Raw genomic sequence first — 21,714 nt, forward strand, 5'->3', positions numbered from 1 at the left:
TTAAACTGATTTCATACGTGGTTTCTCATCTTTTAACCCTTCTGGGGTCAAACTTGGCAACAGTTTCTCGGTACGATCAAACAACGTCACCATAAAACTTCTAAAAAGCAACATGGCTGATGGATAGCGTTCGACCAACATGGAAAATAAACTTACAGGGCGGAATGGAATATCCCCAATCCCATCCTTATCCAGGTCATAGCCTTCATATTTATCCCAATAATTATTTTCAAAATTGTTAAGGGTCAACGTTCCATTGGTCGCCACATCAAATGTGTTTTGCAAGAAATTATTATTCTTAAAATCATTGTCCATACAACTCGCCTGGATTTTTACGCTCCAACCATTTCCTTGAAAAAGGTTGTTCTCGATTTGGATCCTGTTGGAACCTTCCATAAAAATTCCAGCGGTATTGCGATCAAATGTATTGTTGATTATTTTACTGTCTGATATATCTTTTAGGAGCAGACCATAAGCGGAATCCCCCCAGTTCTCTTCAAATTTATTGTTCTCCATATGTACATTCTTGGTGTACATCACGGCCACTCCGGCACCATTTGCCCGGAATACATTTTCTATATAGCTGTTGTCATGTGAAAACATGAAATGTAGGCCATATCTCAGGTTGCCCTCTGAGCGGTTTTTGTTGACATGGGTATGGGTTACAAATTCTAGGTAGATGCCATCCCGATGTCCTAAGATCTCATTGTTTTCAATGAGTAGGCTGTCTGATTTCCAACCATGGATACCGTTGCCAATCAATTGTTCAGCTGTTCCATAAGCCTGGATCTTGTTACCCTTGATTTCTAGATGTTTGGAGTTTTGCGAATAGACCCCAAAGAAATTATCATCCAATACATTGTTGATGATGTTGACATGATGGGTATTGTAGATTTTTATTCCCGCTACATCGTTAATGGAGGAATGTCCTGAGCCTTTGATCTTAAATCCTTGAATATTTACATAGGATGATTTTACGGAGATTGGCTCATGTTTTTTCTCTCCATCCAAGGTCGGCATGCCCTCACCGATCAGGCTGATAGCTTTATCGATGATAATATTTCCCTCCTTATAGGTTCCAGATTGAACCAGCACGGTATCGCCTTGTTTTGCCAGGGCAATCCCTTGTTTTATGGATTTCACCGACTCATTTTTGCCTACTTTAATGGTAGTGGCATGAGACATGCCAACTACCATAAATAAACAAATCAACGCACTAAATATCTTCCAAACTGATCTTCCCATGATGCAGGTTTTATTTCCAAAGGTCGTCCCAACTAAGGGTTGTACCTCCTAATTCAGCTTTTGTCTTTTCCAGGTCCTCTGTCTTTTCAAAGGCTGCAATATTTCCGCGCATAGGGCTTTTCAGCTCTTCACTTTTCAAATAGAACATCTTGTCTGCCGGCAACAATTTATTACTGCTATAGTCAGGTAAAAAATAGGCTGCAACCTCTTCCTTCTTCACGCTGCTTTCCTTCACAAAGGAAATCATGCATTGTACATCGTCGAAATTGTAAACACGCCCTTTTTTAGTCTGCAACTGTGTGCCAAATCGAGCATCGCTAATGGTCATTTTGCAATAAGCACATTGGTCAGAGCCATATTTTATTGGCTTTGGTTCACTATTGCCTTGACATGCTTGCAATCCAAACATGATCAGAAGGACACTGCTCAAGCAGATAAGAAATATCTTAGTTCTGTTCATTTTTAAGTTTTTTAGAAGTTTTCGTTTTGCGCCATTCCTGAATGACACAAAAAGCCAAAATAATTCCGCAAAGGATAAAAATCCAACCACCTATATCGGGAACGGAATAAGCTCCGAAATTCAACAGCTTTTTATAGCCGATCAATGGAGGAGTATAGGACATGCCAGGTACTTTGATCGGTGCATTCGGGTCTAGGTTATGTCCATAGTTGTACTCCCAAACATAGAAGTCAACCATGGCTACGATTCCAAATAGCAGGAATGCTCCAAATAAGTAGTATACCCACTTTCTTTTGTTGGCAAGACCGACAACGGTAAAGGCCAATGCAAAGAATCCAATGATATAAGGAAGGACTGTGAATTCCTTGAAATCCTCCTTATGTAGGGTTTTCATGCCGATATAATGGTTCAATCCGTTGATGATATCCACCTGGCCAGACAATTTATGGCTGAATATCTGCAGTTCCAACCCTTCTGGGTATTGAGCTGCATCCAGCTCAATACGCCAAATCGGAAGGAAGATGACTGCTACTAAAGCCAGGCCGCATAGTACCAATAAGACACGGTGCAAGACTGACAAGTTATTTGTAGATTTCATCTCTATGTAGCTTTAGTTAGTACTCTCTTTAGGCATGTTTGTGCCTACACTGTAGGTCAACGGAACATTATTTCCTTTTTTAGAAATACGGATATAACCTTGCATTTCTTGGTGCAATGCACTACAGAAGTCCGTACAATAGAATGGGAACACACCAACACGGTCTGGTACCCATTTTAAGGTCTGGGTTTCGCCTGGCATAACCAAAAGCTCACCATTTTTGGCGCCTTTTACGGCAAATCCATGTGGCATATCCCAGTCTTGCTCAATATTGGTTACGTGGAAATAAACCTCATCGCCTAATTGAACACCCTCAATATTGTCAGGTGCAAAATGGGAACGGATAGAAGTTAGGTAAACATGGATTTGGTTACCCTTACGTTCTACGCGAGCTTCACTCTCTCCTTTAGTGGCATGTGGGTTCGTATTTTCCTCGATTTTGAAGATCTTGACGCTCTTGTCCACAACCTTGTCTGCCTTGATCGCTTGGGCATAGTGCGGCTCACCGATTGTAGGGAAGTCCAAGATCAACTGCATCTTGTCTCCAGAAATATCAAAGATCTGCGCACTTTGTGACAATTCAGGTCCTGTAGGAAGGAAACGGTCTTTTGTAATCTTGTTATAAGCAACCACATATTTTCCATAAGGATTTTTGGTATCACCACCAGGGATCATCAAGTGACCTGTTGAGTAATAGGTAGGAACACGGTCTAGAACTTTCAAAGTCTTCACATTCCATTTTACCAATTCTGAGGATACGAAGAATGAAGTGATCGCATTTCCTTTTTCATCAAACTCAGTGTGCAAAGGACCTAAACCTGGTTTTTCAACCTCGCCATGTAATGCTGCTTCATATTTAATGATTGGAATACCTCCGAATTCACCTTCGAATTGTTTTCCAGCAATCGCTTTCTGGATTTTATCGAATGAGAATACAGGAATTAAAGCGGCAAGTTTACCTGAACCCACAATATATTCACCTGTAGGGTCAACGTCTACACCGTGAGGTGATTTAGGACAAGGGATATAGTAACACAATCCTTCCAATTCTTCTGCCTTCAAGACGATAGTTTCCGTTTTGAATTCAGTAGATGAAGTATGTGATTTTTCATCATACTTGTTGTGGGCATATTTCAGACCAGTAACCTTTTTACCTTTACCAGCTTTTAAATATTCCTCTGCTTTTTTCCAGTTTACCGCCAAAACAAAGTCTTTGTCATTTTTGGACGCATTTACCTCTAACAAGGTGTTTGCTTGTTCAGTGTTATAGGTAGAGAAGAAGAACCAACCATGAGATACACCTTTACCAGCACGACTTAAATCGTAGTTGACACCAGGAGTTTCAATCTGGAAGGACAATTCCATGTTTCCACTCTGTTTGTCTACACTGACAAAGCTCAATGAACCACGGAAGTTCTGCTTAAAGGTATTGATAGGCACGTCGCCACCTTCACCATCTAAAGGAACCGAAAAACGAGTTCCCGCCACCACATACTCTGTATTTTCGGTGATATAAGGTGATGAGTGGTTACCCCCACTGTTCGGTAGTTCAAGGATCTCAGCTGTACGGAAGGTAGTCAAGTCAATACGGGCAATACGTGGAGTATTGTTGGCATTGGCAAATACCCAACGACCATCATAGTTACCGTCGGTTTTTGATAATTGAACGTGGTGCAAATCATCCCAAGGCACATTCCCATGGGAAGTTTCCAGCATAGGTTTCGTTTCTTCACTGAATCCCCATCCTTTTTCAGGATCCACGGAAAATACCGGGATTACTCTTAACAAACGTCCAGAAGGTAGTCCGTATACAGACATCTGTCCACTGAAACCTCCTGATACGAAGTTGTAAAACTCATCGTATTTTCCTGGAGCGACATAGGTCTTTTCTGCGGCATTACCACTGACGGCTTCGCCGGCCCCTTTGGGCTTACAAGCTTGGAATGAAGTGAGCAGCGTGGCCACAGCAATCCCTGATAGAAAATATTTTTTAAATTCCATTATAGTATGATTTAGATATAATAACTTGCTTTCGAATTATTTCACACCATCATTTTGACGCATAAATTCCAAGATTTTGCGGGCATCATCGTCTGATAAGTTTTGGTTAGGCATACGCACTAAACACAATTCCAATTGCGCTTGCAACTCAGGGTCTTTATCCAACATCGCATCTGGGTTGGTAATAAAGTTCATGATCCATTCTGGTTTTCTACGTTCTGAAACGCCTTTCCATCCTGGTCCTACCAACTTCTCATCGGTCATCTTGTGGCATGATGCACATTTTAAATCTACAATGGTCTTACCTGCTTCAGCCATCGCTACATCCAGCTTGTCGCCTAGGTCAACTGTTGTAAATTTTCCTTCTCCACGGTTAGGGTCATAGGAGCTCGCATCAGTACCAGCATCGCTAGATGCGGCTGCTGTTTCCTCTGGGAAGGAACGCTCTGATTTTTGCTCACTATTGTTTGATGAACAGGCGTATATGAACATGGCCATCAATAAGAGTACGGTTAATTTTTTCATAGTTTCTTAGATTTTTTTGAATTCAATCAATGATTGTGTATTACGTTTATTACAAAGGTACCGGCAAGCTTGAGGCTAATTTTATGAGGTAAATCATAATTTATTGAATAACAGTATTGATATATGGTAATCAACCTTACATCCTATTGACTATTAGAGAATTAAGTCTAATTTTGATTCTAATCACTATTTTGAGTGACTACCATCAACTATGAAAATCGTCTTTCTAGATAAATTTGTCTTAAATAGGAAGACATAAAAAAAACAAGGATATGATCCCATCCGAGTTACTTATTGAAAAAGGCGCAACCGTTAAAAAAGTGGAAAGCGCAGAAGTGATATTCCATGAGAATAGTCCTTCAAATTTCTATTATCAAGTGATCAGTGGACGAGTAATAATATGCAACTTCCTTGCTGACGGTAAAGAAGTATTGCATAAGGTCGTCTGTGCAGGCGAGGGATTTGGGGAGGTTGCCATACTTGATAATGGTTTCCATGTGGCGACTGCCATTGCAGACAAACCTTGTACCATGCTAAAGTTATCCTCTAGCGCATTTATGGAGATATTGAGCGATTACCATAGCATTATGCTCTTGGTAACCCAACGAATAGCTAGGGAACTTCGGTTCAAGCTCTTCATGACGAAAATGATCTGCAGCTATTCGCCTGAGGAAATCCTGATCCATCTGCTCAATAAATTAAACGATGAAAACAAACTCATCTGTGGAGAATGCCATCGATTGATGTTGACCAGGCAACAATTGGCAAATATGACCGGATTACGGGTGGAAACCATAATCCGAGCCATGAAAAACCTTGAAAAAGAGGAAAAACTATCCATAATAAAAGGAAAGGTTTTTATCCCGACGTATTGCACTGGAAAGGTCGAAGGTTAATAAGCTTAGAAAAAAGGAATGTCAGCAACACTCAAATTTAATTCTGCAAAAGATTGGACTCTACTAACCATGTTCAGTTTTCTGATCGTGGGAATCTATGGTCTATTGATGCGCCTTAAATTTCTCTTTCCCCTACCCTTTCTGGATCAAAAAAACCTGATGCATGCGCATTCACACTTTGCCTTTTCGGGATGGGTTTCTCAAGCGATCATGATTTTCTTGATCTTGATCGTTACTGGAAACAACATGGAAAAGAGCCTTCCCAAAGCCTATAGGAATATCCTATTAGCTAATTTTCTGGCATCCTTGGGCATGCTGATCTCATTTACCATTACAGGCTATGCCTTTCTATCTATTACATTCTCGTCTTTAGTCGTGTTGGTCTCTTATTGGTTTGCGATCGTTCTCTGGCAGGACCTCAATAAATCCTCTGTTCCAAAAGCGATATTGATCTTGATCAAAGCCGCAGTAATCTATAATGTACTCTCATCGATTGGCACATTTGCCTTGGTTTACCTGAAGGTAACCCATCAACTGGATCCATTGAAACAATTGGCCTCTGTTTACTTCTATCTGCATTTCCAATACAATGGCTGGTTTTTCTTTAGCTGTTTTGGTTTGTTGAACCATTGGATTTTCAAAAAATTTGGACAGAGTATCATTAGCCCGAGGTTCTCTTGGCTGTACATTTCAACAGTTGTTCCTGCTTATTTTCTGTCTGTACTCTGGTGGAAAGGATTCCCTAATTGGCTTTATGGATTATTGCTGCTAACCGTTCTGGTACAGATCTTCCTATGGGCAAAATTCCTTATCAAATTCTTTGCAGCCAAAAAGAAAACGGATGCATTACAATTAAATAAAGTTGTCTTTATCCTGTGGTCCTGTGTGGCCTTAGCGGTCTGTATCAAATTGATCCTGCAGGCCATCTCCATTATTCCGGCCTTAAGCCAATTGGTCTATGGCTTTAGACCGATCGTCATTGCCTACCTACATTTGGTATTATTAGTAATTATTTCTTTATTTTTATTGGGCTACGCATTCAATAGCCAAGCACTAAAAATGAATAAGGGTATTGGAGTTGGGGTCTATGGTCTATTGCTAGGGATATTCCTCAATGAATTTGTGCTAATGATCCAAGGAATCGGAGGTCTTATGCGGCATAGCTTCCAAAGAACCCACGAAACCCTAGGGATTGCAGCAATCATTATAGTCATCAGCATCTGCCTGATTATACATAAGCAGATTTTCTGTTCTCCAAAAACAGAATCAGTGGAGAAATCTGAATAATAGCCAAAGCACCTCATTTCAAGATAATATTTTAGCTATTCCAATCAAGTGGCTTTTCGGAACCTAAGTTCACTCTCATTCGAGACACATTCCGAATTTTCCGAATATGCCTCGAATAAGACCAAAGCCATACTCGAATGAAACACTCGAATTTGAAAGAATTTGGAGCTAAAATAGTCAGCTACAAAAGGTCATTTTACTTAATGGAAATGGATAAAATAAAATTAAATTTACCAGTAGAAATGAGAAAATGATATGGAAAACAAGAATTATCCTGTGCTTTTGGTTGCCGACAAGCTTCAATTGGAAGATGTCTCAAAATATAAGACCGAGAAAGAACAATTCGAACAATTAGCCAATCATTTAGATGAACTGGTTTCCAGCAATTTCAACAAACTGATCAGTATCCTTTATCGAATCGATGTCTCCGAAGAAAAAGCTAGACGGGCACTGGCAGAAGAAGCCGGCATTAGATCCCCCGGACATACCCTTGCCCGACTATTGATCGAGCGCGAAGCTGAAAAAATCAAGTATAGGGAAATGTATAAGAAAAGATGAGGTTATACCCTATTCAACTTATATGGGAAAACCTTTCCAGATGCCCATTGCGCCACATATAGATTATCATCATCATCCACACAGACATCATGGGGATGAACAAATATCTTGTCTTGTTGCTGCATGGTCTTTAAGGTTCCATCTTGGTAAACAGGTTCTGTACCACCTATATTGCTGACTACTTTATTGTTTTTGTCCAAGATGGTAACAAAGCCAGAATCTGCAACATCCATATTAGGGGACCTTAAAACTGCCGCATAAACATGGTTTCCTTTAACCACCGGTCTACACACGCATTCACCCGGCAGCTGGATAATCTCCAACAATTTCCCCGCTGTATCAAATCTTTTAAAGCAGTTTCTTGTTCGGTCAGTAATCAATAGACTTTTCTTTCCATTTCTTTTATCAAAGGCAATTCCATGTGCATTATCTAGGAATTGATCTCCTTCTCCTCTACCGCCAAAATGATTGATCAATTTACCTTTACTATCATAGTGAAGGATATGTTGAGCGCCATAGCCATCGGCAATAAAGATATCGCCATTATCATCGATTGCAGTTTCCGTTGGCACAAATTCCTCTTTTTTATAGTAAAGTCCAATTCCTAGAGGGGCATCGATGGTGAGGAGTACTTTTCCTGAAAGAGTAGTTTTATAGACCTGATGTCTATCGGTATCGGTGATATATAGGTAATCTGTTCCATTTTCATTATGCAAGGTCAGGCCATGACCTCCGGGGAAGTCATTCCCCCAACTTTCCAGTACTTTACCATCCTTATTGAAGACAATGATGTTATTCTTTGTTTCATTGGTCAGCAAGATGATCCTACCTTTTTTATCCTGTACCATTTCATGGCAATCATTAACCGTTAATTTCGGGTTATGTTTAGTCGCCCAAGCCGTATCCAGACTATACTTCATGCTATTATGACCATAAACGATATTTTTCGGTTTGGAAAATAGGTCTTTCATGATAAACAGACTCCCAGTTAGGACAGTAGATTTTTGGATAAATGCTTTTCTATTCATGATATAGATTTAAAGGTTAAATACCAGTTATTTTAATATGATTTCATCCACAAATAACCAAGGTGGATTACCATCTCCGGGAAAGCCTTGCGGAATTTTAGGATAGTGTTTTGTTTTCAATCGAATAAAACTGATTTTCTGATTAGGAATTGCACAGGCAATCATTCGTTTATTTCGCATTTTATCCACTTTATCCAGGTCCAATTTGACTTTGTTCAGCAGTTTCAGGTTCAGGGAGTCAGTTCCACCCCAGATTTCAATATATTCAGGGGGATAGATATGTTCATTATAGGACTGTTTAATACTGAGAGCAAGGGTATCAAGTGAAATTGCTTGACCGAAGCTCATCGTCGTTGAAAGGTCATTCCCTTGAAATCCCAACCACTTACCATCGGCATTGTTATTGCCGCCACTTTCCAGATCAAAGAAGCTTTGTTCCTTTCTTGCTTTATATTGTTGACTAGGTTTGCTTTCCAACACGATGGTCTTAGGACTAAACGAAGTTGCATAGAAGCGTTGCTGGGTTTCATTGCTAGGCAACCAACCGTCTTTCACGGCTTTGACACGTAAATTAGCATCCTTGTTCAGCAGGATGGGTTCCTTATAGATCTTGGCCGTTGAAGAATCCGGATCCGTCCCATCCAAGGTATATCTCAATTGCACGCCAGTAATAGGATGACTAAGTGAAACTGTCATCTCTTTCTGGAAAAAGCTCCGATTAGGATTTATCCTTACCGGCGTCAGGGCCAATTTTTGGGAATCATCAGATTTCGATCCTACATCTATTTTCAGGGTTGGAAAATCCTTCCTTATTGCATCCAGGTCCGTAGGTTTTAAAGCTGTGTTCCAAACGAAAATCTTCCTCATATTTGGCAGTTTTGCCAAAGATTTGATTCCTTCTATGCCAACTCCTGTCCCGATGAGGCTGATACTTTTAAGGTTTTCATGGTCCTTAAGCAATGCCAGGTCTTCGTTGCTTACTTTACTGTTGTTCAGGTTCAGGATTCTCAGGTTCTTAAATTTATTGAGTGTTTGGATGTCGGCCTTTTTAATCGGCATGGAACTCAAGTTTATGGAGACCACTTGCTCGGCAATGGAGGATAGGTCAGAAAGCGATTTATCCGTAAAAAAGTCCTTGCCATAAAAGTTGACATCCAAGGCTGGGGAGCCAGCATCCAAAGGGTTGATGATCCTGTAGGGTGTGTTTAGATTTTTTACCTCTGCTTCATCTGCTGCAGCGAAATCATAGGTCTCTGCTCCAGCAAAACCATAGACAGACTTGACAGCCTGAAAAAGGGTATCCTGAACGGCGAATGCAGAAAGGGGAACATCAAATTTGCCACCGCTCTGTATCCATGCCCGTAAAAGAGATACCTCATCGATACTCAATTGAGGTTTCCCTTTAGGAGGCATCTTATGTTTATGTTCAATATCCAAAAGGATACGTTCGATCATCAAACTGGTCAAGGCATTACCTGCAGTAAAAACCTTTCCATTCTCGCCACCTTTCAAGATTGATGTACTATCAGATAGTACCAGTCCGCCCTTAGGTTTACTTGAATTATGGCAGCCTACGCATTTTGCCTGAAGGATAGGCATAACCGCATCCTCAAAAACAATAGCGGTTTCAGCATCCAGTTCCTTTGATTTCTTTTCCCTGATGGGCGACATGATAAAATCCTCACCATGGGTAAGGGATGCACCAAAATGCCCAACCAGAAGCAACAGAATGATGGAAACATTCATGCCAAGGGCAAAGACTTTCTGGTATTTGCCACTAGCGTTGAATCGGATAAAAGCCAGTAATGCAAGTGTCAATAGGGATAGGCCAACTCCGGTATATTTATGGATTTCATAGGTCGTTCCTTCAAATCCCCCTTCCTTAGATAGTAACAGCCCCATGATGACCGTGATAGCAGTCAGTAAGGAACTGATGAACAACAGGGAGTTGAGGATCGATTGAAGTGTAGGAACTTCCTTTTCTAGGCGAGACCTAAACAGATAGAGGATCCAGCAGATGACCAAGAGTACAATAGGAAAATGCAGCAACAAGGGATGCATTCTGCCTACAACCTGTAAATAAGCGGGAATCTGAATGCTATTTTCAAACAGTAAGAAAAAAACGATAAAGCTGTTGAGGCCTATCAGTATATTGAAGTGCAAATTTTTGATTGTCATTTAGCTTCCCCGTTTATGCTAAAATATCTTTGACCACATTTCCTGCGACATCGGTCAATCGGTATCTCCTTCCCAAATGCTTATAGGTCAGTTTTTCATGATCTAAACCCAGTGTATGCAGAATGGTAGCATGGAAATCATGGACATGAACAGGGTTTTTGACAATATTATAGCCCAGTTCATCCGTTTCGCCATAGACCATGCCCGGTTTGATACCGCCACCTGCCATCCAAACGCTGAAGCAACGCGGGTGATGGTCACGGCCATAATTATCCACGGTCAATCCACCTTGGCAATAGTTTGTTCTACCAAATTCTCCGCCCCATATCACTAGGGTTTCATCCAACAGACCTCTTTGTTTAAGATCGGAAACCAATGCTGCAGAAGCCTGATCCACATCTTTTGCCTGCATGGCCATTTCATTTGGGAGACCACCATGTTGGTCCCAGCCTTGGTGGTAGAGTTGCACGAAACGCACTCCATTTTCTGAAAGCTTTCTGGCTAGGAGACAATTTGCCGCATAGGTACCAGGGACCAAGCATTCAGGACCATACATTTTTATGATATGGTCAGGTTCTTTGGACAGGTCAGTTACTTCCGGTACGGAGGTCTGCATTCTATATGCCATTTCATATTGTTGGACTTTTGCCGTGATCTCGGGGTCCTTGAACGTTTCATATTGCATGCTGTTCAATTCGGCGAGCTTATCCAAAAGTTTCCTACGGCTCATCTTATCGGTTCCTTCAGGGTTATTCAGATAGAGAACTGGATCAGGACCACCCATAAATTGCACCCCCTGATGGACAGAATCCAAGAAACCGTTGGTCCAAAGTTTAGAATAGACTCCTTGACCATTTCCTTTTCCCTTGGAAACAAGGACGCAGAAGCCCGGTAAATTTTGGTTTTCACTTCCTAGGCCATAACTTAACCAAGCACCCATACTCGCACGGCTACCCTGTTGAGATCCCGTTTGGAAGAAAGTGATTGCGGGGTCATGGTTAATGGCATCCGTATGCATGGATTTAATGATACAGAGATCATCCACAATCTTGGCCATGTGCGGAAACAAACTGCTTACCCAGGCTCGACTTTGTCCATATTGAGCAAAATCAAAATATGAACCCACCAGTGGAAAAGTAGCTTGACCTGCTGTCATACCGGTCAATCTTTGTCCCCCACGGATTGATTCAGGCAAGTCTTGACCGATCATCTCCCTAAGCTTTGGTTTATGGTCAAAGGACTCCAATTGGGATACACCACCAGATTGAAAAAGGTAAATGACCCGTTTTGCTTTAGGAGCAAAATGAGGCAAGGCTCTTTCAAAAGCTTCTTGGCTACCAGGTTTGCCCGAAAACAAGTCTGGAATCAATAAAGACCCTAAGGCTATACTTCCAATCCCTATGCTTAAACTAGATAAAAATTGCCTGCGGTTTTGGAACAGCTGAGCTTCTTTTACTTCTTTATCTAAGTTATTATCTATCTTTTTTCTCATGATTATCCATATTGTATTTCCCTAGACCCTATCCTTTATTCAATGTTTCTTCCAGATTGTAAATGGCATGCACCACCGACATCAAAGCGGCCAATTTCTCCTTTGGAAGTGAGTTGTCCTGCGGTGCCTCACCCACATTTAAGAAGGAGGCAGCATCTTTTTTGTTTTGAGTAAAGCGAGTAAGTTCATCTTGATAATAGGAACCTAACAACTCCAATTCTTTATCGGTGGGTTCTCGACAGAGTACCCGTTTAAAAACTTTATTGATATAGTCGTTCTGTTTAAGATTTGGTTGATCGGCCATTAGGTTTGTCGAGTAGATCCTAGACGCCTCCAGTATAGCCGGATCGTTCATCATGACCAAGGCTTGCAATGGTGTATTGGTCCTTTGTCTTTGGACTTCACAGGCATCTCGGTTACTGGCATCAAAAATCAACATATTGGGTGGAGGTAGCGTCAATTTAAAGAAGACATACATTCCTCGACGGTATAAGTCCTGTCCATGGTCCTGTACATATTGCGCCAAAGCACCGCGGCCAGAACTGCTGACTTCCCAAATTCCTTCGGGTTGATAAGGTTTGATACTAGGCCCGCCAATTTTCCGGTTCAATAATCCGCTGGTCGCCAAGACCTGATCCCGAATCATCTGTGCCGGCAAACGCAACCTTTTCGCCCGAGCCAGGAAGATATTATCGGGATCTCTTTCCAAATGTTTTTGTTCCATGACAGAAGACTGCTTATAGGTGGCCGTGCTGACCAGTTGCTTGATGAGCCGTTTGATGTTCCAGCCATTTTGCTGGAAGTCAACTGCCAACCAGTCCAAAAGTTCAGGGTGGCTAGGAAGGTCACCTTGATTGCCAAAATCAGCAACGGAAGCGACCAGTCCACGTCCGAAAATGAGTGCCCACATTTGGTTGACAAACACCCTAGAGGTCAATGGATTTTTATCGCTGAAAGTCCATTGGGCCAATCCCATTCTATTGGATGCGTACTTCGTGCTATCAAAAGGCAAAACAGCTTCAGGCGTCTGCGGATAGACACGTACTGTCGGGGCATCATAAACCCCTCTATCCAGAATAAAGGTAGGTCGGATGCTATCCCTTTCGCCCATGACCGAAACTGTGACCTCCCCATCATCAGCATTTTGATTGATGAAACTCAGGATACCCTTGATATCTTCTTGGGTTACGGTCAACCTTGGAGTTTTTGATGGCCCTGAATTCACCAATCCTTCTAAACCTTTTTCCAAAGAATTATTGAAGAAGGCGTACATGCCATAATAGTTCTTTTGGGTAAATGGGTCGTATTTATGGTCGTGGCACTGTGCACACTCCATGGTAATGCCCAGGATACCTTTAGCATAGGTATTGGTTTTATCCAGTCCATAGGCAACGCGATATTCTTCCTCCACCACTCCACCTTCTTCGGTTATTTTATGGTTTCTATTGAAAGCTGTCGCTAAAATCTGCTCTTTATTCGGATTGGGGAGTAAATCTCCAGCCAATTGCCAAGTGACAAACTGATCATAAGGCATGTTTTCATTAAAGGCATGGATAACCCAATCCCGCCAAGGCCATTGGGTCCTGATATCATCATCTTGGTAGCCATAGGAATCAGCGTAACGAGCGACATCCATCCAGTGCAAGGCCATTTGTTCACCAAATGCGGGACTTGCCATGAGTTCGTCCACTAATTTTTCATAGGCTCGGGGGGAATCGTCATTTAAGAACCGTTCCATGACTTTCTCATCTGGCGGCAATCCTGTTAAATCCAGGCTTACCCTGCGCAGGAGCCTATTTTTATCGGCTTCAGGGTTGGGTTTGAACCCAACTTTGGTCATTTTGTCAAGAACAAAATTGTCAATCTCATTATTCCCCCATTTAATTTTTTCCTGCTGGGGCACTTCAGGTTTTTTAGGTGCCGTAAATGCCCAATGTGGTTTATAAACTGCACCTTGTTCAATCCAACGTTCGATCAGGTCAATTTCAAAATTGCTTAAGGGTAGATTTGATGCAGTAGGTGGCATCTTGATGGACTCGTCATCCGATGTGATTCGCAGAAAAGCTTCACTGATATGGGGTTTTCCTGGAACCACCGCATGCTTATCAGGGCTTTCAGCCAAAGCTTTATAGGCCCCTTCTTCTGTATCCAATCTTAAGCCAGCTTCTCGGGTATTATTGTCCGGGCCGTGGCAAGCAAAGCATTTATCGGATAGGATCGGTTTTATATCATAGTTATAGTCGACATATTTTGGCAGCACAAAGTTTCCGGCATCTGAACTTCCTGATTCAGCACCTGGACGGCACATGGACAGCAGAAAGATTAGCAATCCAAATACTGAAAAAACAGCTGCAATGCTAAGTGATTTCTTTGAAACAGGATTTTTTCTACACATCATAATTTATGTTAAGTCAAATTATTACCAAAAACCATTAGCCCATTCTCTATTCCACTTCATTATGGAAAAAGATGTTCTATTGTCCGAATCAAACACAATCAAATGATTGCATATGATGATAGTTTTTGTTTTGGAGCCAAAGCTCCCGTTGAGGGTGTAGTATAAGGTTTAAGTTTCTTCTGAGCGATATGGATAATTCCCATTTACTCAGAATCAACTGGTTATAGCATTTAAGTTAGTATTAATTTTTAATAAAAGGAAGGTTAAAATGGATTGAGGGAAAAATTCCGGTAATTATTACGTTACAAGCAGAATGATTGGAGAGGCTTATTTGCTGCTTGAAGGAGCTGAAAGTATATAAGTAGCCATAGCTTCAGCATCTGGAACGGATAATTTAGGATGTGCTTTCATCGCTACATGCCCCCAAGCACCTGAGCCTCCATGTATGATCCGTTGGGCCAATATTTTAATGAAAACCTGTTGCCGTGGATAACGGAGATTAATATCCTGAAAAGAGGGGCCTAACACTTTTTTATTTTCTTTATGGCAGGTATAACAATCTGAATAGGACAGCAACACCTCCCCTTTTTGAACAGTGGCAGAATCTACCCTCTCATCTTCCCCAGCAATGGCACGAATGTATTGCGAACGCAGATTGATAGAATCAACACGCTTATCCTGCTTATTCTTTTCGATCCTTTCCTGACAAGAACAGCAAAGGATCGAAAAGACCAGAACATGGATGATATTTTTAAGTGAACCATTCATTTTTTATCAGGTAAAGCGAAGGCTACATAAGCATCTCCATTTTACATTACTTTTATGCTGACTTGAGCGTGGTTTAGGTTACCTAATTTAATAAATAATTTAAAGGAAAATAGAAAAGAAAGTCGCTTACCTTAATTTAACCAATTATAACAGGATTTTAATAATTGAGGGGCAGAAAAGGCGTATTTTGATCAAACAGGAAAGTTTTAAACATAAGCAAGAAAATACCACATCAATTGAATTTTAATATTTTTAATTAAATTTTGTATTTTGGCTAGACAGCAATTTGGTTCACAAGACGAAAATGCCAAATTTAGATTAGTGGAAAAAAAGTATATGGAATTTTATAAGGATGAACCAAGCACGCTCCTGGCAGTAGATTGTATCATTTTTGGGTTTGATGGTGAATCTTTACAAATCCTATTGATCAAGAGAGGCTTTGAACCTGAAATCAACAATTGGAGTTTAATGGGTGGATTTGTTCAGCCTGATGAGAGTCCTGATGAGGCTGCATCAAGGATTTTGTACAAATTGACAGGATTGGAAGATGTATACATGGAACAATCAGCCGTTTTTGGAAAACCCAATCGAGAAAAACATGGCCGTGTGGTGAGTATTACCTACTTTGCACTAATAGATAGTAAGGAGTACCAACATATCCTCTCTGAAGAATTCAAAGCGAAATGGTTCCCTATCGACGATTATCCAACACTGATCTTTGACCATGTGGAAATGATCAATACTGCAAAACGCTTATTGCGGAGCAAGGCAGCCCTATACCCTATCCTGTTTGAACTTTTACCTGAAAAATTCACCTTACCACAGATTTCCAGTCTCTATGAAGCTGTTTATGATATTGTGATCGATAAAAGGAATTTCAACAGAAAGTTGCTTTCATCAAACCTGTTGATAAAATTGAATGAAAAGGATAAGGAAAATTCTAAAAAAGGAGCCTTTTATTATGTGTTGAATAAGGATATCTATAAGGATCAGATCATGTCATTCCTAAGGTACCTGCCAAGCTGGTCGGCGCAAGATATGGGGATATAGTGCTAATATCGTTTAATCTAATATCATTACAAACCCGCCATTAGGCTTGACCGTTATAGATTTTTGATCTTTTACATCAAAATCCTGTGTGCTAAATTCGGCAATGCTATTGCCATCCGTAATAAGTTTTACCTTCCCCTTTGTTGCCAAGCCAGAAAGGTTTATAGTCATCTTTTTCTCCATGTTTTCTCCGTTTATTCCGGCCACATACCACCTATTTCCAGACTTCCTAGCAATCACGGCTTCTTTACCAGGATAACCCTGGATAAATTTGACATCGTCCCAATTTGAAGGCAGATCACGTAGGAACTGCTTAATAAATTCTGGGATATGAGCCATACCTTCGGGAGATTCTGCATAATGCTGGATTCCTGACAAAAATAAAATAGAGGTTGCCAGTTCGAAAGCTGAGGTAGTTTTTCTCTGGACATTTGCATTCACCTTATACAGGTTCATAGGGGTATAATCCATGGGGTCGAATACATTCCTGGTAAAGGGCAATGTGGCACAAATCTCGGCTTGTCTATCGGCATCTTCCTGGGTAAATGTTACGGTTTCAAATCCCCGCACAGCCTCAACTGTCATTAGATGGGGATACATTTTAGACCATCCTCGTGGCAAGGTAGCTCCATGGAAATTCACCAGTAGTTTATAGTCTGCGGCATCACGAAGGATTTCATGGTAATAGGCAATCACAGACTTACCATCACCCCCGAAAAAATCAATTTTCACACCTTTGATGCCCATTTCCTGAAGTTTGGAAAACTCCTTTCTTCGCGACTCTGAGGTTAACAGTTTGTTTTTAGGGGTATAGCCGACAGTATTCCAATCTCCTGCAGAATTATACCATAGGATCAAACTCACTTTCTTCTCTTTCGCATAATCGGCTAGTTCTTGGATCTTTTCATAACCTATGTTCCTATCCCAATTCACATCGATCAAACAATATTGCCAATTCATGTCGGCAGCAAAATCAATATATTTCTTCTGCTCATCAAATATGATGTACTCGTCTTTGCTGTTGATCCAACTCCATGAAGCCTTTCCAGGTTTTATAAAGCTTTGGTCTATCTGTATGGCTGGGTCAAGGATATCCAGGCCCAAGGTGGATTCTACTAGGGTACTTAAGGCTCCTATTGCGATTACACGCCAAGGACTCCGGAAATCGCCCTCAAGCACAGTTTCCAATTCTTTATTCATGATGGTTTCCTTAATCCCTGCATAGGCTATCTTGTATTCTGCATTTTCAGAATCAGGATCCAACCTGCTGGCAGCATGATTTGCCTCCAAACCAGATTCAGAAATTAGGGCATAAATATCTCCAACCTTAAAAAGTGCAGGGTAAACCCATCCTGTCTGGGTTGGCTCAACTGTACCGGCTTTAATCTCTTGATAATAATGTTCCTCATAGGAAGGATTCGTCTGTTCCCATCCAGACTTTGCAATAGCCATAGGTTGCAACCATGCAATGGCAGTCTCAGGAAACTTAAAGGAACTTGTTTCTGTTTTCAGCAACCTTTTTTCATGATCTATTTGGGGGATTTCGTAACGAAATACCAAACCATCATCGGAAACTTGAAATCGGATATTTAGCTGATGGTTTTTTTTATTTACAAAACTGATAACTTGTTCGTTTGCTCGATACTTATTTATTCTTCGTTTGGCATTTAAGCTTTCATAAGATTTATTTATTGTATTTACTTTGGATTTATTTAAAAGGGATAAATCAGAAGAAAATGATTCATCACCTACCATCAATCCCAATTTAGATCTTTCTAAAACGACCGCATCCTCAAATTTCACTGCATAGGAAGGTTCACCCTTTTCATTCAATTGTATATCGACCTTGATCTTTCCGTTTGGGCTTTCGAGCTGGGCATGTGCTTGGCCAACACTTAATACAACAAGGAACATAAAGAATCCATGCATACAGGATGTGGAATTTGAGAATAAGGTCAATATCATGATTCTTTTAATTTATTACCAAAACTTAACATACAATGCTCCTACAAGGAGAATCGTAATAACCACCATAACAGTAACTGAAGGCTCCAGCTTGAACATCTTCCTGTCCAGTTCCAATCCTTTAGGATTAATTTTAGGTCCCAATAAACTGATGGAAACCATCACGATCATGGTAAATAAAAATGCAAGACCCATACAAATCTGAAAAGGAATTTCATAGTTGCCTTGAGCGTTAGGATATGCCGTATACAGGAAGGTTTCATGTCCAAACCAAGTAGGTGCATAGTTGTTGAAAACGACCGACAGAACAAATCCGGTAATCAAACCTGCAATGGCTGCAGCGCCGGTAGTTCTTTTCCAGAACATACCCAATAAGAACATAGCGAAGACTCCTGGAGAGATAAAACCGGTATATTTCTGGATAAAGGTAAAACCGCCGGCTCCGCCAATTCCCAATAGATCATCCCAGGTAAATAACAGTGAAACTATAATGGACAGCACAATGGTAATCTTACCCACTCGAATCAATTTCTTCTCTGAGGCATTCTTATCCATGTATTTATTGTAAATATCCATGGTAAAGATGGTCGCTATACTATTTGCCTTTCCTGCTAAAGAAGCCACTATGGCTGCAGTGAGGGCGGCTAAGGAAAGCCCCTTCATGCCGTTTGGAAGGAATCCTAAGATTGCGGAGTAGGCATTATCAGGATTGAAATTTCCTCCTGGAGCCATTTCTTCCTGCAATGCTCCGTTTTTATAGAGCACATAAGCAGCAATCCCCGGAAGCATAACGATGATAGGCATCAATAATTTCAAGAATCCGGCAAATAGGATACCTGTTCTAGCGGTCTTCAAATCGGCTCCTAAAGCACGCTGGGTGATATATTGGTTACAACCCCAATAATTTAAATTGACAATCCAGATTCCCGCAAGGTACATGCCTATGCCGGGAAGCATGAGGTATTTATTGATCTCTTCCTGTGTACTCTGTTCTGTTGGTTTATCCACTATCAGGTTAAAATGCTTGGGAGAATCCACCATCAATTGTTTAAAGCCCGCTAAGGCGTCCTTTCCTAATCCGAAATGATCAGAAACGAGGGTCAATGCCACATAAGTGGTTGCCAATCCTCCAATAATCAGTACCACAACTTGTATTACATCCGTAAATCCAATAACCTTCATTCCTCCAAGGGTAATAATCACGGAGAATACCGCAAGGGCGAGCATGATAATATGGAAGTTCTCACCAGCACCTAAATTACTGATGGCCAACGCTCCTAAGTATAGAATGGAGGTAAGATTGACGAAAACATAAAGGAACAACCAAAAAATGGCCATGATGAGGGCCGTTGTTTCATTATACCGCTGCTTCAGGAACTGAGGCATGGTAAATATTTTGTTCTTGAGATAGACGGGAATAAACCATACCGCAACGATAATCAGAGCTATGGCCGCAATCCATTCATAGGCGGCAACCGCGATACCTACGGTAAAGCCGTTGCCACTCATTCCAATAAATTGCTCAGCAGAGATATTGGAGGCAATCAAGCTGGCTCCAATCGCCCACCAGGTCAAGGATCCTTCTGCCAAGAAATAATCCTTACTGCTCTCACTTGCTGATTTCTGCCTTCTATAAATCCAATATCCATAACCTGAGACTACGATAAAGTAAATCAAGAATATGACGTAGTCAATTGTTGCGAATTTTTCCATGATTGTAGGGTTTATTATTGGTTATTGTTGCTTATTGAAGTTTGAAGAAAGCTTCACTCCATTTTAGGTTATTCTCAAAATCTTTAAGATTTGTGGATTCATCTATGACGATTAATTCTAATCCAGCGATTCTGGCAAAATCAGCCAAGTATTCCGTGGTTAAATTCTGGCTGTAAACGGTATGATGCGCCCCACCCGCATATATCCAGGCTGTACAGGCAGTTTTCATATCTGGTTCTGGTTGCCAAAGTACCCGAGCTACAGGCAGCTTTGGAAGCTTTTCCTTGACTTCAACCCCTTTTACGGTATTCACCACTAATCTAAAACGGTCGCCCATATCCACTAAAGCAGCATTCAAGGCCTTTCCTCCTTTGGAGTTAAATACTAACCTTGCTGGATCTGATTTGCCGCCTATCCCTAGCGGATGAACTTCTAATCTTGGCTTTTCTGCAGCTAATGAAGCATCTACTTCTAACATATGGGAACCAAGGACCATTTCATTCTTAGGGTCGAAGTGGTAAGTATAATCTTCCATAAAAGCATTTGCCCCATCATAACCTGTTGCCATTACCTTGCACGCTCTTACTATGGCTGGAGTTTTCCAATCTCCTTCACCAGCGAACCCATACCCGTCCTGCATCAAACGCTGTACTGCCAACCCAGGCAATTGCAACATACCATGCAGGTCCTCAAAAGTATCGGTGAAACCTTTATAATTTCCCTTTTCCAAGAATGATCTTAAGCCAAGTTCAATTCTTGCAGCTTCAACAACTTGTTTTCTGTTTTTACCGTTTTCTTGGACATCCTCTGCAAGTACATAGGCTTGCTCGTATTCCCTCACAAGCTTATTTACCGCGGCTTCCGAAACCTGATCTATTTCAGCGACCAAATCTCCGATGCCATGGGTATTAACCGAGAATCCGAATTTAATCTCTGCTTCAACCTTATCACCTTCAGTAACTGCTACATATCGCATATTATCTCCAAAACGAACAAATTTAGCTCCTTGCCAATCATGCCACGCTGCAGCTGCCCTGCACCAGACATTGATCTGCGAAATGACTTCTTCATCCTGCCAATGGCCTGTCACGACCTTTCTTCCGATTCGCATTCTTGACACTATAAAGCCAAATTCCCGGTCGCCATGTGCACTTTGATTTAGGTTCATAAAGTCCATGTCTATGGCATCCCAAGGGATATCGCGGTTAAATTGGGTATGAAGATGCAAAAGAGGCTTTTGCATGGCCTGCAGGCCTCTTATCCACATTTTGGCAGGAGAAAACGTATGCATCCAGGTGATTAGCCCAATACAGTTTTCAGCTGCATTTGCTGCTGAAATTGTAGCGAATATTTCTTCTGAATTTCTGACGATAGGCTTGAAAATTACTTTTACCGGTATATTGGAATGATCATTAAAGTAGGCTGAGATTTCCTTAGAGTGATCTGCGGCTTGTTTTAATGTTTCTTCTCCGTACAGATCTTGACTTCCAGTGATGAACCAAACTTCTAGGTTTTTTAAGGTAGGCATGTATTTATTTTTTGAGGTTTATTG

General features: G+C 41.1%; 17 protein-coding genes. 4 read left to right on the forward strand and 13 right to left on the reverse strand.

The genetic code is table 11. The features are described from left to right. From RT138_RS03460 to RT138_RS03480, 5 genes are read right to left on the reverse strand one after another with little or no spacing between them, the layout of a single operon-like run. On the reverse strand, window positions 1-1,245 hold the full coding sequence (locus RT138_RS03460) for a nitrous oxide reductase family maturation protein NosD (protein WP_313189538.1): 1,245 nt from the start codon (window positions 1,243-1,245) through the stop codon (window positions 1-3). 10 nt (window positions 1,246-1,255) lie between these two features. Continuing rightward, window positions 1,256-1,705, reverse strand: a complete 450-nt coding sequence (locus RT138_RS03465; protein ID WP_313189539.1) for a nitrous oxide reductase accessory protein NosL — start codon at window positions 1,703-1,705, stop codon at window positions 1,256-1,258. Then, window positions 1,692-2,303 (reverse strand): hypothetical protein, encoded by a 612-nt coding sequence (locus RT138_RS03470; protein WP_197700953.1) that lies wholly within the window; start codon window positions 2,301-2,303, stop codon window positions 1,692-1,694. Before RT138_RS03470 ends, RT138_RS03465 begins: the two co-directional genes overlap by 14 nt. Before the next feature lie 12 nt (window positions 2,304-2,315). After that, window positions 2,316-4,304 carry a Sec-dependent nitrous-oxide reductase gene (gene nosZ, locus RT138_RS03475; RefSeq protein WP_313189540.1) on the reverse strand — a complete coding sequence of 663 codons (1,989 nt, stop codon included), beginning with the start codon at window positions 4,302-4,304 and terminating at the stop codon, window positions 2,316-2,318. A 36-nt stretch (window positions 4,305-4,340) separates the two neighbouring features. Further along, a complete protein-coding gene (locus RT138_RS03480) occupies window positions 4,341-4,829 on the reverse strand; it encodes a cytochrome c (protein WP_313189541.1) in 489 nt (162 codons plus the stop codon). Between the two features lie 272 nt (window positions 4,830-5,101). On the opposite strand from RT138_RS03480, the gene RT138_RS03485 reads away from it, so the two are divergent. The 3 genes from RT138_RS03485 (at window position 5,102) to RT138_RS03495 (ending at window position 7,570) form a co-directional block, all read left to right on the forward strand. Next, on the forward strand, window positions 5,102-5,725 hold the full coding sequence (locus tag RT138_RS03485; RefSeq protein WP_313189542.1) for a Crp/Fnr family transcriptional regulator: 624 nt from the start codon (window positions 5,102-5,104) through the stop codon (window positions 5,723-5,725). Between the two features lie 18 nt (window positions 5,726-5,743). Next, the gene (locus RT138_RS03490; protein WP_313189543.1) at window positions 5,744-7,012 is read left to right on the forward strand and encodes a hypothetical protein; all 1,269 of its coding nucleotides are present in this window, start codon (window positions 5,744-5,746) and stop codon (window positions 7,010-7,012) included. A gap of 255 nt (window positions 7,013-7,267) precedes the next feature. Continuing rightward, window positions 7,268-7,570 (forward strand): hypothetical protein, encoded by a 303-nt coding sequence (locus tag RT138_RS03495; protein WP_313189544.1) that lies wholly within the window; start codon window positions 7,268-7,270, stop codon window positions 7,568-7,570. 2 nt (window positions 7,571-7,572) lie between these two features. On the opposite strand, the gene RT138_RS03500 is transcribed toward RT138_RS03495, so the two are convergent. From RT138_RS03500 to RT138_RS03520, 5 genes are all read right to left on the reverse strand, one after another. Next, entirely contained in the window at window positions 7,573-8,598 is a 1,026-nt protein-coding gene (locus RT138_RS03500; protein WP_313189545.1) for a hypothetical protein, read from the reverse strand. A gap of 27 nt (window positions 8,599-8,625) precedes the next feature. Beyond that, window positions 8,626-10,776, reverse strand: a complete 2,151-nt coding sequence (locus tag RT138_RS03505) for a chitobiase/beta-hexosaminidase C-terminal domain-containing protein (protein ID WP_313189546.1) — start codon at window positions 10,774-10,776, stop codon at window positions 8,626-8,628. Window positions 10,777-10,789: 13 nt separating this feature from the next. Then, window positions 10,790-12,268 (reverse strand): DUF1501 domain-containing protein, encoded by a 1,479-nt coding sequence (locus RT138_RS03510; RefSeq protein WP_313189547.1) that lies wholly within the window; start codon window positions 12,266-12,268, stop codon window positions 10,790-10,792. A gap of 28 nt (window positions 12,269-12,296) precedes the next feature. Next, on the reverse strand, window positions 12,297-14,666 hold the full coding sequence (locus tag RT138_RS03515) for a PSD1 and planctomycete cytochrome C domain-containing protein (protein WP_313189548.1): 2,370 nt from the start codon (window positions 14,664-14,666) through the stop codon (window positions 12,297-12,299). 327 nt (window positions 14,667-14,993) lie between these two features. After that, window positions 14,994-15,434 (reverse strand): c-type cytochrome, encoded by a 441-nt coding sequence (locus RT138_RS03520; protein ID WP_313189549.1) that lies wholly within the window; start codon window positions 15,432-15,434, stop codon window positions 14,994-14,996. A 336-nt stretch (window positions 15,435-15,770) separates the two neighbouring features. Between RT138_RS03520 and RT138_RS03525 the strand changes: the two genes are divergently transcribed. After that, the gene (locus RT138_RS03525) at window positions 15,771-16,484 is read left to right on the forward strand and encodes an NrtR DNA-binding winged helix domain-containing protein (protein WP_185217389.1); all 714 of its coding nucleotides are present in this window, start codon (window positions 15,771-15,773) and stop codon (window positions 16,482-16,484) included. A 12-nt stretch (window positions 16,485-16,496) separates the two neighbouring features. Here RT138_RS03525 and RT138_RS03530 read toward each other — a convergent pair whose 3' ends face one another. From RT138_RS03530 to araA, 3 genes are read right to left on the reverse strand one after another with little or no spacing between them, the layout of a single operon-like run. Next, window positions 16,497-18,449, reverse strand: coding sequence for a glycoside hydrolase family 97 catalytic domain-containing protein (locus RT138_RS03530; protein ID WP_313189550.1), 1,953 nt, complete (start codon window positions 18,447-18,449; stop codon window positions 16,497-16,499). Between the two features lie 15 nt (window positions 18,450-18,464). Further along, the gene (locus RT138_RS03535; protein WP_313189551.1) at window positions 18,465-20,162 is read right to left on the reverse strand and encodes a sodium:solute symporter family transporter; all 1,698 of its coding nucleotides are present in this window, start codon (window positions 20,160-20,162) and stop codon (window positions 18,465-18,467) included. Window positions 20,163-20,193: 31 nt separating this feature from the next. Beyond that, entirely contained in the window at window positions 20,194-21,690 is a 1,497-nt protein-coding gene (gene araA, locus RT138_RS03540; protein WP_313189552.1) for an L-arabinose isomerase, read from the reverse strand. Between the last annotated feature and the right edge of the window lie 24 nt (window positions 21,691-21,714).

The organism is Sphingobacterium sp. (assembly GCF_032065005.1).
Lineage (GTDB): Bacteria > Bacteroidota > Bacteroidia > Sphingobacteriales > Sphingobacteriaceae > Sphingobacterium.